14 protein-coding genes and 1 pseudogene are annotated in these 14,467 nt (G+C 41.4%); 12 read left to right on the top strand and 3 right to left on the bottom strand.

The annotated features are described in order from the left end of the window. Nucleotides 1-39: 39 nt before the first annotated feature. The 7 genes from AF331_RS18720 to AF331_RS18690 all read left to right on the top strand — a co-directional run bounded on the left by AF331_RS18720 (nucleotide 40) and on the right by AF331_RS18690 (nucleotide 6,266). Nucleotides 40-927 carry an ATP-grasp fold amidoligase family protein gene (locus AF331_RS18720; RefSeq protein WP_053429540.1) on the top strand — a complete coding sequence of 296 codons (888 nt, stop codon included), beginning with the start codon at nucleotides 40-42 and terminating at the stop codon, nucleotides 925-927. 46 nt (nucleotides 928-973) lie between these two features. After that, nucleotides 974-1,876: a glucose-1-phosphate thymidylyltransferase RfbA gene (gene rfbA, locus AF331_RS18715; protein WP_053429539.1), complete on the top strand. Its 903-nt coding sequence runs from the start codon at nucleotides 974-976 to the stop codon at nucleotides 1,874-1,876. Continuing rightward, entirely contained in the window at nucleotides 1,873-2,433 is a 561-nt protein-coding gene (gene rfbC, locus AF331_RS18710; protein WP_053429538.1) for a dTDP-4-dehydrorhamnose 3,5-epimerase, read from the top strand. Before rfbA ends, rfbC begins: the two co-directional genes overlap by 4 nt. Before the next feature lie 4 nt (nucleotides 2,434-2,437). After that, nucleotides 2,438-3,292: a dTDP-4-dehydrorhamnose reductase gene (gene rfbD, locus AF331_RS18705; RefSeq protein WP_053429537.1), complete on the top strand. Its 855-nt coding sequence runs from the start codon at nucleotides 2,438-2,440 to the stop codon at nucleotides 3,290-3,292. Then, on the top strand, nucleotides 3,293-4,318 hold the full coding sequence (rfbB, locus tag AF331_RS18700; protein ID WP_053429536.1) for a dTDP-glucose 4,6-dehydratase: 1,026 nt from the start codon (nucleotides 3,293-3,295) through the stop codon (nucleotides 4,316-4,318). A 34-nt stretch (nucleotides 4,319-4,352) separates the two neighbouring features. Then, nucleotides 4,353-5,519 carry a nucleotide sugar dehydrogenase gene (locus AF331_RS18695; RefSeq protein WP_053429535.1) on the top strand — a complete coding sequence of 389 codons (1,167 nt, stop codon included), beginning with the start codon at nucleotides 4,353-4,355 and terminating at the stop codon, nucleotides 5,517-5,519. A gap of 198 nt (nucleotides 5,520-5,717) precedes the next feature. Next, nucleotides 5,718-6,266, top strand: coding sequence for a DUF5381 family protein (locus AF331_RS18690; protein ID WP_053429534.1), 549 nt, complete (start codon nucleotides 5,718-5,720; stop codon nucleotides 6,264-6,266). Between the two features lie 101 nt (nucleotides 6,267-6,367). Here the strand turns inward: AF331_RS18690 and AF331_RS18685 are convergent, their stop codons facing one another. Next, nucleotides 6,368-8,569, bottom strand: a complete 2,202-nt coding sequence (locus tag AF331_RS18685) for a bifunctional glycosyltransferase/CDP-glycerol:glycerophosphate glycerophosphotransferase (protein ID WP_053429533.1) — start codon at nucleotides 8,567-8,569, stop codon at nucleotides 6,368-6,370. Between the two features lie 305 nt (nucleotides 8,570-8,874). Between AF331_RS18685 and AF331_RS23220 the strand changes: the two are divergent. The 3 genes and pseudogenes from AF331_RS23220 (at nucleotide 8,875) to AF331_RS18675 (ending at nucleotide 10,495) form a co-directional block, all read left to right on the top strand. Continuing rightward, nucleotides 8,875-9,333, top strand: a pseudogene (locus AF331_RS23220) (DUF1643 domain-containing protein). A gap of 135 nt (nucleotides 9,334-9,468) precedes the next feature. Next, on the top strand, nucleotides 9,469-9,864 hold the full coding sequence (locus AF331_RS18680; protein ID WP_082347053.1) for an IS3 family transposase: 396 nt from the start codon (nucleotides 9,469-9,471) through the stop codon (nucleotides 9,862-9,864). A 193-nt stretch (nucleotides 9,865-10,057) separates the two neighbouring features. Then, nucleotides 10,058-10,495 (top strand): hypothetical protein, encoded by a 438-nt coding sequence (locus tag AF331_RS18675; protein WP_053429532.1) that lies wholly within the window; start codon nucleotides 10,058-10,060, stop codon nucleotides 10,493-10,495. Nucleotides 10,496-10,579: 84 nt separating this feature from the next. On the opposite strand, the gene AF331_RS22025 is transcribed toward AF331_RS18675, so the two are convergent. Together AF331_RS22025 and AF331_RS18665 are read right to left on the bottom strand one after the other, a co-directional pair. Continuing rightward, nucleotides 10,580-11,617, bottom strand: a complete 1,038-nt coding sequence (locus AF331_RS22025; RefSeq protein WP_160316585.1) for a LysM peptidoglycan-binding domain-containing protein — start codon at nucleotides 11,615-11,617, stop codon at nucleotides 10,580-10,582. A 143-nt stretch (nucleotides 11,618-11,760) separates the two neighbouring features. After that, the gene (locus AF331_RS18665; protein WP_053429531.1) at nucleotides 11,761-12,564 is read right to left on the bottom strand and encodes a polysaccharide deacetylase family protein; all 804 of its coding nucleotides are present in this window, start codon (nucleotides 12,562-12,564) and stop codon (nucleotides 11,761-11,763) included. 426 nt (nucleotides 12,565-12,990) lie between these two features. On the opposite strand from AF331_RS18665, the gene AF331_RS18660 reads away from it, so the two are divergent. Next, nucleotides 12,991-13,326, top strand: a complete 336-nt coding sequence (locus AF331_RS18660; protein WP_048006455.1) for a hypothetical protein — start codon at nucleotides 12,991-12,993, stop codon at nucleotides 13,324-13,326. Beyond that, nucleotides 13,323-14,459: a pre-toxin TG domain-containing protein gene (locus tag AF331_RS18655; RefSeq protein ID WP_053429530.1), complete on the top strand. Its 1,137-nt coding sequence runs from the start codon at nucleotides 13,323-13,325 to the stop codon at nucleotides 14,457-14,459. The genes AF331_RS18660 and AF331_RS18655 overlap by 4 nt, the downstream gene beginning before the upstream one ends. The last annotated feature ends 8 nt before the right edge of the window (nucleotides 14,460-14,467 follow it).

Here is a 14,467-nt window from a genome sequence, read left to right as displayed (position 1 = left end):
TCCATTTATTTTTTTGATATGCAGAGAGGAGGAATTCGTATGATAAAAAAAATACGGAGTTCAAGTAAGAATATTATTATAAAAATAGTAAAAAAATGTTTAACCGAAAAAAAATATATGGAACTAATATTCTATCGAGTACAAGGATACAAATTAAATCTAAACAATCCTAAAACTCTTTCTGAAAAAATTCAATGGATGAAATTATATTGGGATTTGGAGAAGTTGGGAGAATATATTGATAAGTATGAGGTTAGAAAGTATGTAGAAAAGAAAGTAGGAAAAGAATTTCTTATACCTCTTATCGGGGTGTATGAGAACGAGGCTCAGATTAATTTTGAGGATTTACCCAAATCCTTTATTATAAAAGCCACTCATGCATCTGGATGGAATTTTATTGTAAAGAATAAAAACAATATTAACTATAAAGAAGTTCTAGACAAAATTGCTTTTTGGACAAACACTAGTTTTTATAACCTTACCGGTGAAAGAAATTATAAGCACGTAACTGGGAGAGTAGTTATTGAAGAATTAGTTGAAGATCCTTCAGGAGATCTAAAAGATTATAAATTCTTTTGCTTTGACGGGCAACCTAAATTCATTCAAGTAGATGGAGATAGGCATGAAGAACATAAAAGAAATATTTATGATACTGAATGGAATAAATTGGATGTATCGTATGTCCATGGGAATTTAGCAGCACCCATTCCAAAACCCGATAAGTTAAATGAAATGTTAGATGTTGCAAAAAAATTATCTTCAGACTTTAAATTTGTCAGAGTGGATCTGTATTATACAAATAATAAAGTATATTTTGGGGAACTAACTTTCACACCAGGTCAAGGTTTTGAGAAATTCTCAAACAAGAAGTATGACGATGAATTTGGTGGATATTTAAATTTAGGTGGTAAATCAATATATAAATAATTTAACAATCTATCAAAAAATAAGGAAATCACAGGAGGATCTTAATATGAAAGGCATTATCTTAGCAGGCGGTAGTGGTACAAGGTTATATCCTTTAACAAAAACCATTTCAAAACAACTTTTACCGATTTATGACAAACCTATGATTTACTATCCATTATCTATATTAATGCTCGCAGGTATTAAAGATATTTTGATTATATCTACTCCGCAAGATACCCCAAGGTTTGAACAGTTATTGGGGAATGGAAGCGATATAGGCATTAACCTTAGCTTTGCAGTGCAAGAAGAACCTGAAGGTTTAGCGCAGGCCTTTATAATCGGTGAACAATTTATCGGGGACGATAGTGTTGCATTAATTCTAGGAGACAACATCTTCTATGGCCATGGATTTACAAAACTATTACAGAATGCTTCTTTAAGGAAAAAAGGAGCAACTGTATTTGGTTATAACGTTAAAGATCCTGAACGTTTCGGAGTAGTTGAGTTTGACGAGTGTGGAAAAGCAATCTCGATTGAGGAAAAACCAGTAGCTCCAAAATCAACGTATGCAGTAACTGGACTTTATTTTTATGATAATAGAGTAGTTAATATAGCTAAAAATATAAAGCCATCAGATCGAGGAGAACTAGAAATAACAGATGTTAATAAAGCTTATTTAGAATTAGGTGAGCTAAATGTGGAATTGCTTGGTCGCGGTTTTGCTTGGTTAGATACTGGTACTCATGAATCCTTACTTGAGGCCTCAGCATATATAGAAACTGTTGAGAAAAGGCAAAGTTTAAAGGTGGCCTGTTTAGAAGAGATTGCTTATAGGAAGGGTTACATCAATAAATCACAGTTATTACAATTAGCAGAGCCACTAAAGAAAAATGAATATGGTGAATACTTACTTAGATTGGCAGACCAACAATTAGATGTAATACAGCAAGAGGAGGTCTTAGCATGATTTTTAAAGAAACGAGTTTGACAGGAGTATTTATATTAGAACCTTCACTTTTTGGAGATCATCGGGGATGGTTTATGGAAACGTTTAGTGATAGTGAATTTAAACAAATGGGTATTCACTTAAACTTTGTTCAGGACAATCATTCTTTTTCTGCTGAAAGAGGAACATTAAGAGGAATGCATTACCAATTAGATTTTAAAGCGCAAACAAAACTCGTACGCTGTACAAGGGGAGCCATCTACGATGTAGCAGTTGATATTCGTATAGGCAGCCCGAATTACGGAAAATGGGTTGGTGTTGAACTAACCTCAGAAAATAAGAAGCAACTGTTAGTGCCGAAAGGATTTGCTCATGGATTCATCACTCTAGTAGAAAATGTGGAAGTACAATATAAAGTAGATGAGTTTTATGCCCCAGAATGTGACCGAGGTATTATTTGGGATGACCCAGAAATTAATATTGAATGGCCAATTGATGTAGTTCCTATTCTTTCAGAAAAAGATAAAAAAGCTCCATTACTGAAGGATGCTGAAAACAACTTCAGCTTTACGGTGTAATGGTATGAAAGTATTGGTAACAGGGTATACTGGTCAGCTTGGTTATGATGTAGTGAAATATGGATCTGAAAACGGGATAAATATTAAGGGATTAGGTTCAGAAGATTTAAATATTACAAGTGAAGTTGCAGTGAATAAATATGTTAAAAAATTTAACCCTGAAGTAATTATACATTGTGCTGCATATACAGCAGTTGATAAGGCAGAGGATAATAAAGATAAATGCTGGAACGTAAATGTTGAAGGTACAAAGCACCTTGCTAAAATTGCAAGAGAAATTGATGCAAAGTTTGTATATATTAGTACAGATTATGTGTTTAATGGAGAAGGAGAAAAGCCATTTAAAGAAACGGATAATGTTAGTCCTATAGGATATTATGGTTTGACTAAATATGAAGGTGAAAAAATAGTCAAGCAAGTATTAGATAAATATTTCATTATTCGTATATCATGGGTTTTTGGTTTAAATGGTAATAACTTTGTAAAGACAATGCTCCGATTAGCAGATATAAAAAAAGAATTAAGTGTTGTAGGTGATCAAGTAGGTTCGCCTACTTACACCTACGATTTGGCTAAGTTGATTATTGAAATGGTTCAAAGTGATAAATATGGAATATATCATGCATCGAACGAAGGTTATTGTAGTTGGGCAGAGTTCGCACAAGAAATATTCGCGCAGGCAGATGCCAACGTAAGTGTTAATTCAATTATCACGGAAGAATATCCCACCCGTGCTGTACGTCCGAAAAATTCTCGAATGTCAAAGGAGAAGCTTAGTACGAATGGCTTTACTCCTTTACCAAAATGGCAAGATGCACTTAAGCATTACTTAACTGAATTAAAACATGAGGTGAAATAAATGACTAGAAAAAAGATTCTTGTAACAGGCGGGGCCGGCTTTATTGGAGGTAATTTTGTTCAATATATGGTTAAGAAATATCCTCAATATGACATTTTTAATCTAGATTTATTAACTTATGCAGGGGATTTAACGAAGCATAAATCTATTGAAACGAAAGAGAACTATTTTTTCGTGAAAGCGGATATTGCTGATCGTGAAATTATTACTTCATTGTTTAAAAAAGAAAGATTTGATTATGTTGTTCACTTTGCAGCAGAGAGTCATGTAGATCGTTCCATTACTGATCCAGGTATCTTTGTTCAAACCAATGTTTTAGGTACACAAGTATTATTAGATGCTTCTAAAGAAGTGAATGTCAAAAAGTTTGTGCATGTATCTACAGATGAAGTATATGGTGAATTAGAGTTCGACCCTTCAACATTCTTTACTGAAGAAACGCCGTTGCAACCCAATAGCCCTTATAGTGCAAGTAAAGCATCATCTGATTTGTTAGTCAGAGCTTATAATGAAACGTATGGCTTGCCTATTAATATTACTAGGTGTTCGAATAATTATGGACCATATCACTTCCCAGAAAAATTAATCCCATTAACAATATCTCGAGTTCTAAATGAACAAAGAGTACCCGTTTATGGAGATGGGAAGAACATTCGAGACTGGTTACACGTGATAGATCACTGTAGCGCTATTGATTTGGTAATGCACGAAGGTATAAATGGAGAAGTATATAATGTTGGTGGGCATAATGAGCGAACGAATTTAGAAGTTGTCAAGACAATTATTAAAGAACTAGGTAAGTCAGAGGAGTTAATAGAGTTTGTTCAGGATCGCCTAGGACATGATAAACGTTATGCAATTGATCCTACCAAGTTAGAAACATTGGGATGGACACCTACTTATAACTTTGAAACTGGAATTGCTCAAACTATTCAATGGTATCTCGATAACAAAGAATGGTGGGAGCAAATTATTAGTGGCGATTATCAAGATTATTTCAACAAGCAATATATTATTAGCAAATAATCTGAAAGTCAAACTTCGGAAGAGGTAATGAATAATGAATATTACGATAGCTGGAACAGGCTATGTAGGATTGTCCAATGCTATCTTACTTGCTCAAAATAATGAAGTGATAGCTCTTGATATTATCCAAGAAAAGGTAGACATGATCAACAATAAAAGGTCTCCAATTATAGATAATGAAATAGAAGAATTCTTAGCGACAAAAGAGTTAAACCTAACTGCGACTACGGATAATTATAAAGCATATAAAGATGCTGATTATGTAATCATCTCTACCCCTACTAACTACGATCCGGAAAGAAATTATTTTAATACAAGAACTGTGGAGGCTGTTATAGCTAGTGTTTTATCTATAAATCCAGATGCAGTAATGGTGATAAAATCTACAGTTCCAGTGGGCTACACAAAATCAGTCCGGGAAAAATTCGAAACAGAAAATATCATCTTTTCGCCAGAGTTTTTAAGAGAAGGTAAAGCACTGTATGATAATTTGTATCCATCGAGAATTGTTGTAGGTGAACAGTCTGAAAGAGCAAAGACTTTTTCTGGTCTCTTAGAAGAGGGTGCTTTGAAAGAGAATATAGATATCTTATTTACTAATTCAACAGAAGCAGAAGCCATTAAGCTCTTTGCAAATACATACTTAGCAATGAGAGTAGCTTTCTTTAATGAGTTGGACTCCTATGCCGAAGTAAGAGGATTGGAAACTAAACAGATTATCGATGGAGTCGGTCTAGATCCGAGGATAGGGGTACATTATAATAATCCTTCATTTGGATACGGCGGGTATTGCCTGCCAAAAGACACCAAGCAACTATTAGCGAACTATGAAGATGTCCCCAACAATATAATGGCAGCAATTGTCGATGCTAATCGTACAAGAAAAGATCACATTGCAGAGATGATCCTTACAAGAAAACCTAAAATAGTAGGTATCTATAGACTTACCATGAAAATGGATTCTGATAACTTTAGACAATCTGCTATCCAAGGGGTTATGAAACGTATTAAAGCTAAAGGAATTGAAGTTGTTGTGTACGAGCCTGCGCTTCAAGATGATACTTTCTTTAATTCAAGAGTCGTTAATAACTTTGAAGAATTTAAAAAAGTATCAGATGTTATTGTAGCTAATCGCTTATCTGATGATCTAAGGGAAGTACAAGAGAAGGTATATACTAGAGATTTATTTAGCAGGGATTAATGAGTCTACATGTGACTCCTATTTTAAAAATGGAAATACGTTAGGCATAAAAATGTACCCTTTAGAATAGATAGAGGAAAGTCTATTCTAAAGGGTGTTTTTTATGTTTATATTTTATTTGTGGAAATCAGTACATTGTTTTAGATCAGGTGAAAATTTCGGTAGTTTTATAAATAAAAGAAAGGAGAAGGGATATTCGTGCTAAACGAGCGCCATAAAGAACAACAGGTCCAAATTAAAGGAAGCAAATTCTACTATGTCATCCTGCAACTGTTCATCGTTGGAGGCCTGGTCGGAACAATCATCTGCTTAAAGGAAGGATTGAAATTCGACTCGCTTTACTCCCTGTGGTATCTATACGGGGGATTTTCGCTATTCCCCATTTTCCTGTACCTGTTCTTTTGTTTCCTACCCGGTCTCATTCCAGGGAGGACACTCGTGACCCTGATAAAAGGAAGGGATGGATCTTTCGAAACGAAAAAAGGTCGGGTTCCCTTCACGTCCACTAAAGAAGTAAAGCTTCTTCAAAATCGCCTTACCCTTGTGGAGCGGATTGTGATTAAGACATTTGAGGGGAGAACGTATAAGATTCCCGTCTACGGAATCATTCAGGATTATGATTTCTGTTTGCTCATTGAGCAGTATGTTTATCCTTATATGTCACCAGAGGGAAAACAGTGGTGGGATGGCTGGGTCAATTTGAAGTGGATGAAGGAAGTAGGGAAGTATGAAAGGCCGGCTAGTTGAAGTATATGGAATTACTTGAAGGAAAGCTCATAGAATATGAGAACTTTTAAATAGACGATAAAAACGGCTTGCTCCTTTAAATGTGCAAGCCGTTTTATATTTTAAAAATTGACCAGATTTGTACGGGTTAATTTCTCTAGCAACAATTCATTCGAGTTTACGTCACCCTCAGTAACATAGCCCTCTTTAAGCCTCATTAGGTGATCCAGCCATACATCTTCTTTCACTATTTTCTCAGCAAGCTCTTCTTCGGTAGTAACGCAGAAATCTCCCAGGTCCCTGGCCATATCAACATAGACCCCGCGCGCCTTTTCATATTTGTCAAAGTCATTGATGAAGAGGTAGAAGGGCTTATCAATCGCCAATCCGTCAAAGACGATGGAGGAGTAGTCGCTGATGATGACGTCCGCCAAGAGAATCAGATTTTGGACCTCCAGCGTGTTGGGTGGAGTGATGACGTTCGGGTTTTTGAGCTGGTTGCGCCCCATGCTGTGGTCCTTGTTGATGAAGACATAGTCCTCACCCAATAGCTGTTGCATCCGACTGATGTCCAGGGTATAGTCCAGATCCAATACCGATTTTTTGTAGTTGTAATCCCTCCAAGTGGGGACGTATAGGATGACTTTTTTGTGTTCAGGTATGTCCATGGACTGTTTGAGTTCCTTGATCAACTTCTGATTGTTCCGGTTGTCCTTCAGCCATTGGACCCTCGGGTATCCAATGTTCAGGATCCGGTCCTCTAGGTAGGCGAACGCCGTGGTGAATTTTTCTTTCGCTTTGGGTGAGTCGGCAAGGAGGTAGTCCCATCTGGAAATATCCCGCTGCTTATCCCGTTTGTGATTCTTATTGAAGGTTGTGATAAACGGCTCGTGGCTGTCAAAGAACAGCTTCTTGAACGGGGTGCCGTGCCACAGCTGTATCCACTCCTGTCCGTCTTTCTTTTTGAAGTCGAGGGGGATCCAGCTCTCTCCGATGACAAATTTTGCCTGGTTCAGGATCTTATAGAACTTCAGGCTTCTTGGGGTGACCCGGTATTTCGACGGGACCTCGTTGCTGGTGGTGACGAAGTAGAGCTCGTGCGTGCTGTCTGCACGATTCATCATATAGTCGAAGAAGTACTTCGAGTTGCCGATGTACCGGTAGTCAAAGCCTAGGAAGAGGATGACGTTCTCCTTAATGGATAGCTCCTCGTACCGCTGCAGTTCGTTGTTTTTCTTGGCGATTAGCCGCTTTTGATTCAGTTTGGAGATCGTCTTATTTTTCAGCATCGTTTCCTTGGCTTTCATCGCCTTCCGGAAGAGCGGTGTCAGCTGACCCTTATGGTGCAGGTCGTCGATGAGGATGAGCTGGTTGATCTTACTGTTTTGGACGTATTTTCTCCTGAAGTAGAAGTAGAAGAGTGGGACGACATCCCGCGGGACATAGTAATCTGTACGTTTTCGGTTCAGGATGGTGAGCACTTTCTTGATGGTTTTGCGCTTCTGTCCCATTGGTGCCCGTTCGCGTATGTAATTCATCGTTTTTTTGACGATATACTTATAGAGATGGTAATACGATTGCTCCCACCTTGGATCAAACTTCGTTATGGTTGCTTCCACAGCCTTCACGAGTGAGTCGATATGGATCGTGGTCTTCCGGTCCTTCTTGGTCGTCGAGTCTTCATTGACGCGCACATGATAGAACGGGTTGGAGACAATGCCGATCTTCTCCGCTCTCTGGGCGACCTCTACATAGAACTCATAGTCCTCATAAATATAGCCTTCCCCGTAGGTGATGCCGTGCTTCAGGAGGAACTCCCGATTATACAGCTTATTGACGGTGAAGTAGGTAGCGGCTTCAAGGAGTCGCTCGCAATACTCCGCTTCCAGATATTCGTTGGTGAGGAACCGGTCGTAGTTCACATACATCAGTTTACGATCTTCATAGGCATACACCCAGTCACACATGACGAAGTCGCACTGTGATCCTTCCGCCTTCTCAATCATTTTCTCGAAGGTGTTGGGATCGATCGTATCATCACCGTCCAGGAAGAACACATACTTCCCCTGTGCAATCCCAAGCCCCCGGTTCCTGGCCGTCCCTTGACGTGCATTCGTCTCCTGATGGAGGACGGTAATGGCCCGGTCAGGGTGATTGTTCTTATAGTCTTCAAGAATAGAAGGCGTCTCGTCTGTGGAGCAGTCGTCGATAAGCAGAATCTCGACATTCCCCTTAAATGTTTGATTCAACACAGAATTAAGCGCTTCCCCAATATATTTTGCTACGTTATAGGTCGGTATAATGACCGTGATTTCAAATCCCATCCGAAGTACCCCCAGCTATATAAAAAATGACCGTGATTTATGTAATGTTACTTTTAAAACTTCAATAAATAGAGCGCTTTCATAATCTGACATCATTATAACTGATGTTCCATAATTCAACAATGAGGTCTCGTCTTTCTGTGAGGATAAGTGCGAGTATGAATCATACTTATTCTTCTATTTATAGGAAAAATAGATGAATTTATGGTAATATTATACTATGATATGGGTATAAATACCACAGGGGGAGGAGAGGTTCTTATGGGAATGTATGCTTGGCAGGACGACGAAAGGTGACAGTGGAAATGGATGAGAAGCGTCTGAATCGCTTCGTCTTGAATTGTACATGGGATGAGGGTAGGGGAAAGGTGACGTTTATCTTATGCAATCCCTCCATTGGGGATGAAGGGCAGGCCGATTTGACTTTGAGAAGATGCGTCAATTATGCGAGGAATTGGAGGTATGGGTCACTGGATGTCGTCAATTTATTCTCGCAAATCACAACGGATCCATCGGCTTTAATAGAGTCACAGGAATCCAGGTAGGATGAAAATGACTCCTACATCATCCGTTCCATTGAAGAAGCCGATCGGGTAATCTTCGGGTGGGGAGAAGTAGAGAAGCGGTTTCCGAAGCGGACCGGTGAAGTCAAAGCTCTCGTTCCCACCGAAAAGCAATTCTGCCTCTCCAAGAATGCTAAGGGGAAGTACCCCAGACACCCATCAAGGCTCCACAGGGATTTACTGCCGGTTTCGTGGGGCTAACGATCCCCCGTCTAATGAAAATCTATTCTAATCGTGTACCAAAAGATGCCGATATAAGACTGAATATAGCTTGTGAACCATCAAATTAAAGGGGAGCACTACTTCCTCGAATGAATATAAAGGAGTCGCCAGAAGATGCATACACATAGTACCCCATCATCCAAACGCTCAGAGGAAGGAACGCTTTCCCTTATTAAAGAAGCCTACCAAAAGCAGCTGTACACCCTTGCAGGTAGGCAGGAGACCTACCCGAACAAAACCAAGGCCCGAGTCATTTATGAGCTGAAAGACCAATACGATGTACTGGCCCTCGTCAAAGCCGCTGACATCCCCCGGAGCACCTACTACTACTGGGAAAAGCGCTTGAACCGGCCGGATAAATATGCCGAAGTGAAAAAGGAAATCCTCCAGGTTGCCCACTTGTATAAGGGACGCTATGCGTATCGCCGGGTAACCGATGACTTGATGAGAAAGGGGATCCGCCACGATCCGAAGACGATCCTTCGATTGATGAGGGAGTTGGGAGTGTGAGATAAGGGGATGGTGCTGCTGGTAACATGTTGCCTAAGTTCAATAATCAGGTAAGCCGTATGGGATCTCCATATGGCTATTTTAGACGATTAGACAAATGACCAAAGAAAAAACCACTTATAATTACACATATGGAACTTGTGGTGTGGTAAGAGTGGGGGTACCAATAGTCACGTTTAAAAGGGGGATGCGTGTGCTGGATGAAACGCTTATAAAGAGAAATAAGGCAGGGGTAAAGATCAACAGCATCCTTAAGAATTGTTCTCATTCTATTCATCTTATTGAAAAAGAGTTTATCAGGACCGGTCGATTAAGTCATTCCATCATGGACAGCCTCTTCGACAAGACCTTGCAGGATATGAGACAGGATAAGGAGTTTGACTTCCTTACAACGAGTGATATCCAAAAACTGATGAAGCAAGAGTTGAAGCAATTGTTGAAAGTGGAAAGGGGAGAGGGTGCAGATCATTTGCCGGTCGCTCTATCTGTAGGGATGAAGGGGTCAACTGCCCTGGCTACAGGGAAGTGGTCACTCCGAGAAGTCGGGGCGCTGATCACGGTCGTAATGATCATTTTGGCGCTGATATTCCATGACGGTGTGAATCAACTGGTCATGCTTATAAGCGGATAGGCTTAAACTTATAAATCGTTTAAAAGAGAGTGGTCCACATGTCGTTTGGACCACTCTCTATCTAATTTCACCAGAACAAGGGAATTAAAAGATTGCCACACATCTCTCATAATACCGCGTCCGCTCTTCCAATCCCCTGGTCCCTCCGTTGACCTTGAGCGTGACCTGTCGCACCGTCGGGTTGGTATCACAAAGGGCGTTCATATTGTTCAGCTCCCACCAGAAGCCTGCGCTTTGCCACGGATAATGCTCGGCGACGTAATAGACTCCTTGGTTGATGATCTCCGGATCGCCGACGGACTGTGAGAAGAGGGTGTAGTTATAGCGTCCGGTGAGCTGGATGTACCCTCCGCCTTTGAACTTCGGCCCGTCACCCGGGTAAATGTTCCCGAGATCCTGTCTGCCTTCGTAGGCCGAGCCGTCGGCGATTTCGGCTGTGTAGCGGCCGGCGCCGGACTCGTGGCTGCACTGGCTCAGGAAATGGCATAAGCGGGATTTGGTTGTGATCTGGAAGCGCTCCAGGCAGAGATTCAGATCAGCGAGGATGCTGTCAGATAGATAATTGTAGGACCAGCCGATCGCGTTCAGCTGACTCGCCGTCACGCGCACCGGTATGTCGCCATTCCCTCCACTATCATACACTTGAAGGACCTGCCCGATCTGGATGCGGCTCGGGTCGGTAATGCCATTAAGACTCATGATTTCATCGAGGGTCATGCCGAAGCGCCGTGCGATGCTGTAGAGGGTATCGCCGGCTCGGACGACATAGGTTGTGAGCTCGGGAGCGGGTTCCCCGCTGTTGTCATACACCTGAAGGACTTGTCCCACTTGGATGCGGCTCGGATCGGTGATGCGATTGAGGGTCATGATCTCATCAAGGGTCATCCCGAAACGCCCCGCAATGCTGTAGAGCGTGTCCCCGGCTTTGACCGTATAGGTCGTAAGGGGACGATCGGATTCCGGAGTGGAGCTGACGACGAGTACCTGCCCGACTTGGATGGTATCCGTCGGCAGCCCATTCCATTCCTTCAGTTGGGCTACGGTCACATCGAACCGCCTTGCGATGCTATACAAGGTATCTCCGGATTGGACGATGTAGGTGGTCGATAGTAAGGTGATCATGGTATGCATTCATTCCTTTACATGTATTCAGTCAGGGGACTGTATTCTATAAAGGGAAGAAAGCTCGGAAAAAAACAACCTGGGAAGTAACTTGCTAGAATGAAAACGAACCGAACGGACTGCCTCCGTTCGGTTCGTTTGATTTACCCCTCATTCGCCACATAAGCATGGCACCGTCCCTCACAATGAAACGTCACCGGCTGCATCTCTTGGGTCAAAATCCCCGTTTTGTATCCTTTATCTTTGATGAAAGTAAGAAGTTCAGGCAAATAATCAATTAGCTCTGGCCGGTCATGCAGGAGGACGACCGGTGCTTCCCCTGCCGCAATCATATGCTCGATCCGTTCCATCGTGTGCTGGATAAACCGCTCATCCTTCAGCTCCCAGTCACGGCTGTCGATGTCCCAGTCCCAAATGCGGAACCCCTTTTGTGACAGATTCCCGCGCATTTCCACCGTCAGGTAAGGAACGCTCCCATAGGGCAGGCGTATGAGGGAGGACTTCACCCCCGTCTGTTCCTCAAGGATGGCTTGCGCTTCCACCATTTCATGAAGCGGTGCCAGAGGTCCGCTATAGATTTCCTCTGTTTGATGAGAAGTACCATGAAGGGCAAGGCCGAATCCCTCCTCCTTCATCCGCTTGACGACCTCTGAATGGTTCTCCATATGGGGTCCGAGCATGAAGAAGGTGGCTTTCATATTGAATTCATTCAGGATATCAAGAAGACGACCCGACTCCTCAGACGGACCGTCGTCAAATGTCAGGTAAAGATCACTTTTTTCAAGAATGGGTTTTTCTTCTACCACACCAGCAGAAGCCGACTTCACCGGCTTCTGCGACTCTTCCTTATCATTTCCCCCCAGGAAGAAGAACAGAGCCGCAGTCAAGGCAACCAAAAGCCCCACCGCAATTTTCCCCCTTCGATTCAATCGTCTGCGCCGAGCCATCGCACTTCCTCCTAAACTTTCAAAAATATATGTAAATCCTCAAGAATCATCTGGTTGTCTACTATCTTCACAATAGGGGACGGTTGAACCGGGTCATCCTTCCCCGTCGTTTCTCACCTTATATTACCAGAATAAAACCTTTTATGGAAAATAAAAACTGAATTTTCGGTGGGATTCAATTGAATTCGACAGCGGGAATCGAGGTTAGTCTATGGCAAGTGGATAGTGCGCTTCGACTATTGTTGGATGTATAAAGGGGATAGTGTATTCCTTCTAAATACACAGATGATACAAAATGGTGCATTTGACCTTACCTCGTTGAACGCTTCTAATGGCAACGTTTTAGTGAGTTCTTAACATGTTATAGCTATCACATTTGGTTCATATGAACCATTCAGATGGTAGTGTTTTTCCAGTAAAATAGAATTGGAAGAATACTGTAAATGGGAGGGGATTGCTATATTAGATGTTATTAATACGGCGAAGAAAGCAAAGTATGCAACTGAAATGACTGCTCTTATAAACCATCTAGTAAAAATGCAAAAGGTAATCTCTGCGTTTGATGAAAGTGTGAGCTATACCAAATACGGTCACCAGTCCTACGCTAGTGATTGGACAGGCGAAACACGATCCGCCTATGATTCCCTTGTAGACGAGTTGAATATGATTGAAAACAATGTCTATGATATTCATAAAGAGTTGATTAGTGAGATCAAAAAAGAAATTGCCAACCTTGCTCAGAAAGTGAAAGAATTAGAATGAGCGAGATCAAAATAGATCCGGAACAGCTCAAAAAACTGGCAGATGTTTATCAGCAGGCAGAAGACGAAGCAGAAAACACCTTAAAAGAACTCAAGTGGGATACATCAGAGCTTATGCTTACCCTGACACTAAGCAGCACAGGAAGAATTAGGGACCTCCAATCCGAACTCAATCATAGCATTGAAACATACCGTCAAAAGGTGGATGAAACCCAGGAAGCGGTCATGATTGCCCGTGCAGCCATACAAAGTGCCGACCGTTCCATGGCAGAACATTTTGGTGTATTTGCACTGGAGCTAGTAAGCTATTATGATATTCAGCGAATAAATCCTGAAAATGAATTTGATCCTATAACAGGCGAAAAACTCTCTGATTTTGATAGGGACTTAGCGTTATTAATGCTGGTGTTAACCCTGGCTCCTCCTGCAAAAGCGCTTGGAATTGCTGCTAAAATGGGTATAAAAGGGGTAAAGACCTATCTTGTCCGGGAAGGCGCTTATTTAATCCGTTCAGCGAAAAATGTCATGAATCCGAAAGTCCTGATAGAAATGGGTAAAAGGGCCTTCACTGCCACCAAAAAAGGTCCTATTGCTAAAACAGCTCAAGGTGTGAAAGATCATATCAAAGATATGAAGAAGATTGGCCACACCCTTAAGTACCTTGGGGGAAATGTAGAGGATTTGCTGGTATTAGAAAAAGTAGGACCCGACATCATTGAAGAAACCGCTAAAAACAAGTCCGCTAAAGAAATCATGGAGATGATTAAGGACAAGGCTTTAAGTAATATTGAGAAAGCTAAGGAGACGCTTGTTCGGTTTGGTGGAAAGGCAGGTAGGCAGCCTGCTAAAAATATTTTTGGCGGGGATCCATCAAAACCTATTAAAGCATCAGATTTAAGAGAATATGCGAAATCTCAGGGGTGGACAAAAACGCAAACATCTAATGGTCCTGAAAAATGGGTTGATGAAAATGGCATACCGAGGGTTACAATTAAAGGGGGGAGTCAAAGAGCACCTGGAAGTGCAGATCCTCATGTTGAAATTAAAGATGTTAATGGACAAAGGATCGATCCTTTAGGAAACCCTGTTAACAGAAGGAGTAAAGGAAATCATACACCGATTATTTTAGAATAAAGGAGACA

The sequence above is a fragment of the Rossellomorea marisflavi genome, from assembly GCF_001274775.1.
GTDB classification, from domain to species: domain Bacteria; phylum Bacillota; class Bacilli; order Bacillales; family Bacillaceae_B; genus Rossellomorea; species Rossellomorea marisflavi.
This window is presented reverse-complemented; position numbering and strand designations above follow the sequence as displayed.

Excerpts from the sequence above, each read along its gene's own strand:
- AF331_RS18680 (WP_082347053.1), top strand. The coding sequence starts at position 9,469 with ATGCATACACATAGTACCCCATCATCCAAACGCTCAGAGGAAGGAACG.
- AF331_RS18720 (WP_053429540.1), top strand. The coding sequence starts at position 40 with ATGATAAAAAAAATACGGAGTTCAAGTAAGAATATTATTATAAAAATA.
- rfbB (WP_053429536.1), top strand. The coding sequence starts at position 3,293 with ATGACTAGAAAAAAGATTCTTGTAACAGGCGGGGCCGGCTTTATTGGA.
- rfbC (WP_053429538.1), top strand. The coding sequence starts at position 1,873 with ATGATTTTTAAAGAAACGAGTTTGACAGGAGTATTTATATTAGAACCT.
- rfbD (WP_053429537.1), top strand. The coding sequence starts at position 2,438 with ATGAAAGTATTGGTAACAGGGTATACTGGTCAGCTTGGTTATGATGTA.
- AF331_RS18655 (WP_053429530.1), top strand. The coding sequence starts at position 13,323 with ATGAGCGAGATCAAAATAGATCCGGAACAGCTCAAAAAACTGGCAGAT.
- rfbA (WP_053429539.1), top strand. The coding sequence starts at position 974 with ATGAAAGGCATTATCTTAGCAGGCGGTAGTGGTACAAGGTTATATCCT.
- AF331_RS18685 (WP_053429533.1), bottom strand. The coding sequence starts at position 8,569 with ATGGGATTTGAAATCACGGTCATTATACCGACCTATAACGTAGCAAAA.
- AF331_RS18665 (WP_053429531.1), bottom strand. The coding sequence starts at position 12,564 with ATGGCTCGGCGCAGACGATTGAATCGAAGGGGGAAAATTGCGGTGGGG.
- AF331_RS22025 (WP_160316585.1), bottom strand. The coding sequence starts at position 11,617 with ATGATCACCTTACTATCGACCACCTACATCGTCCAATCCGGAGATACC.
- AF331_RS18695 (WP_053429535.1), top strand. The coding sequence starts at position 4,353 with ATGAATATTACGATAGCTGGAACAGGCTATGTAGGATTGTCCAATGCT.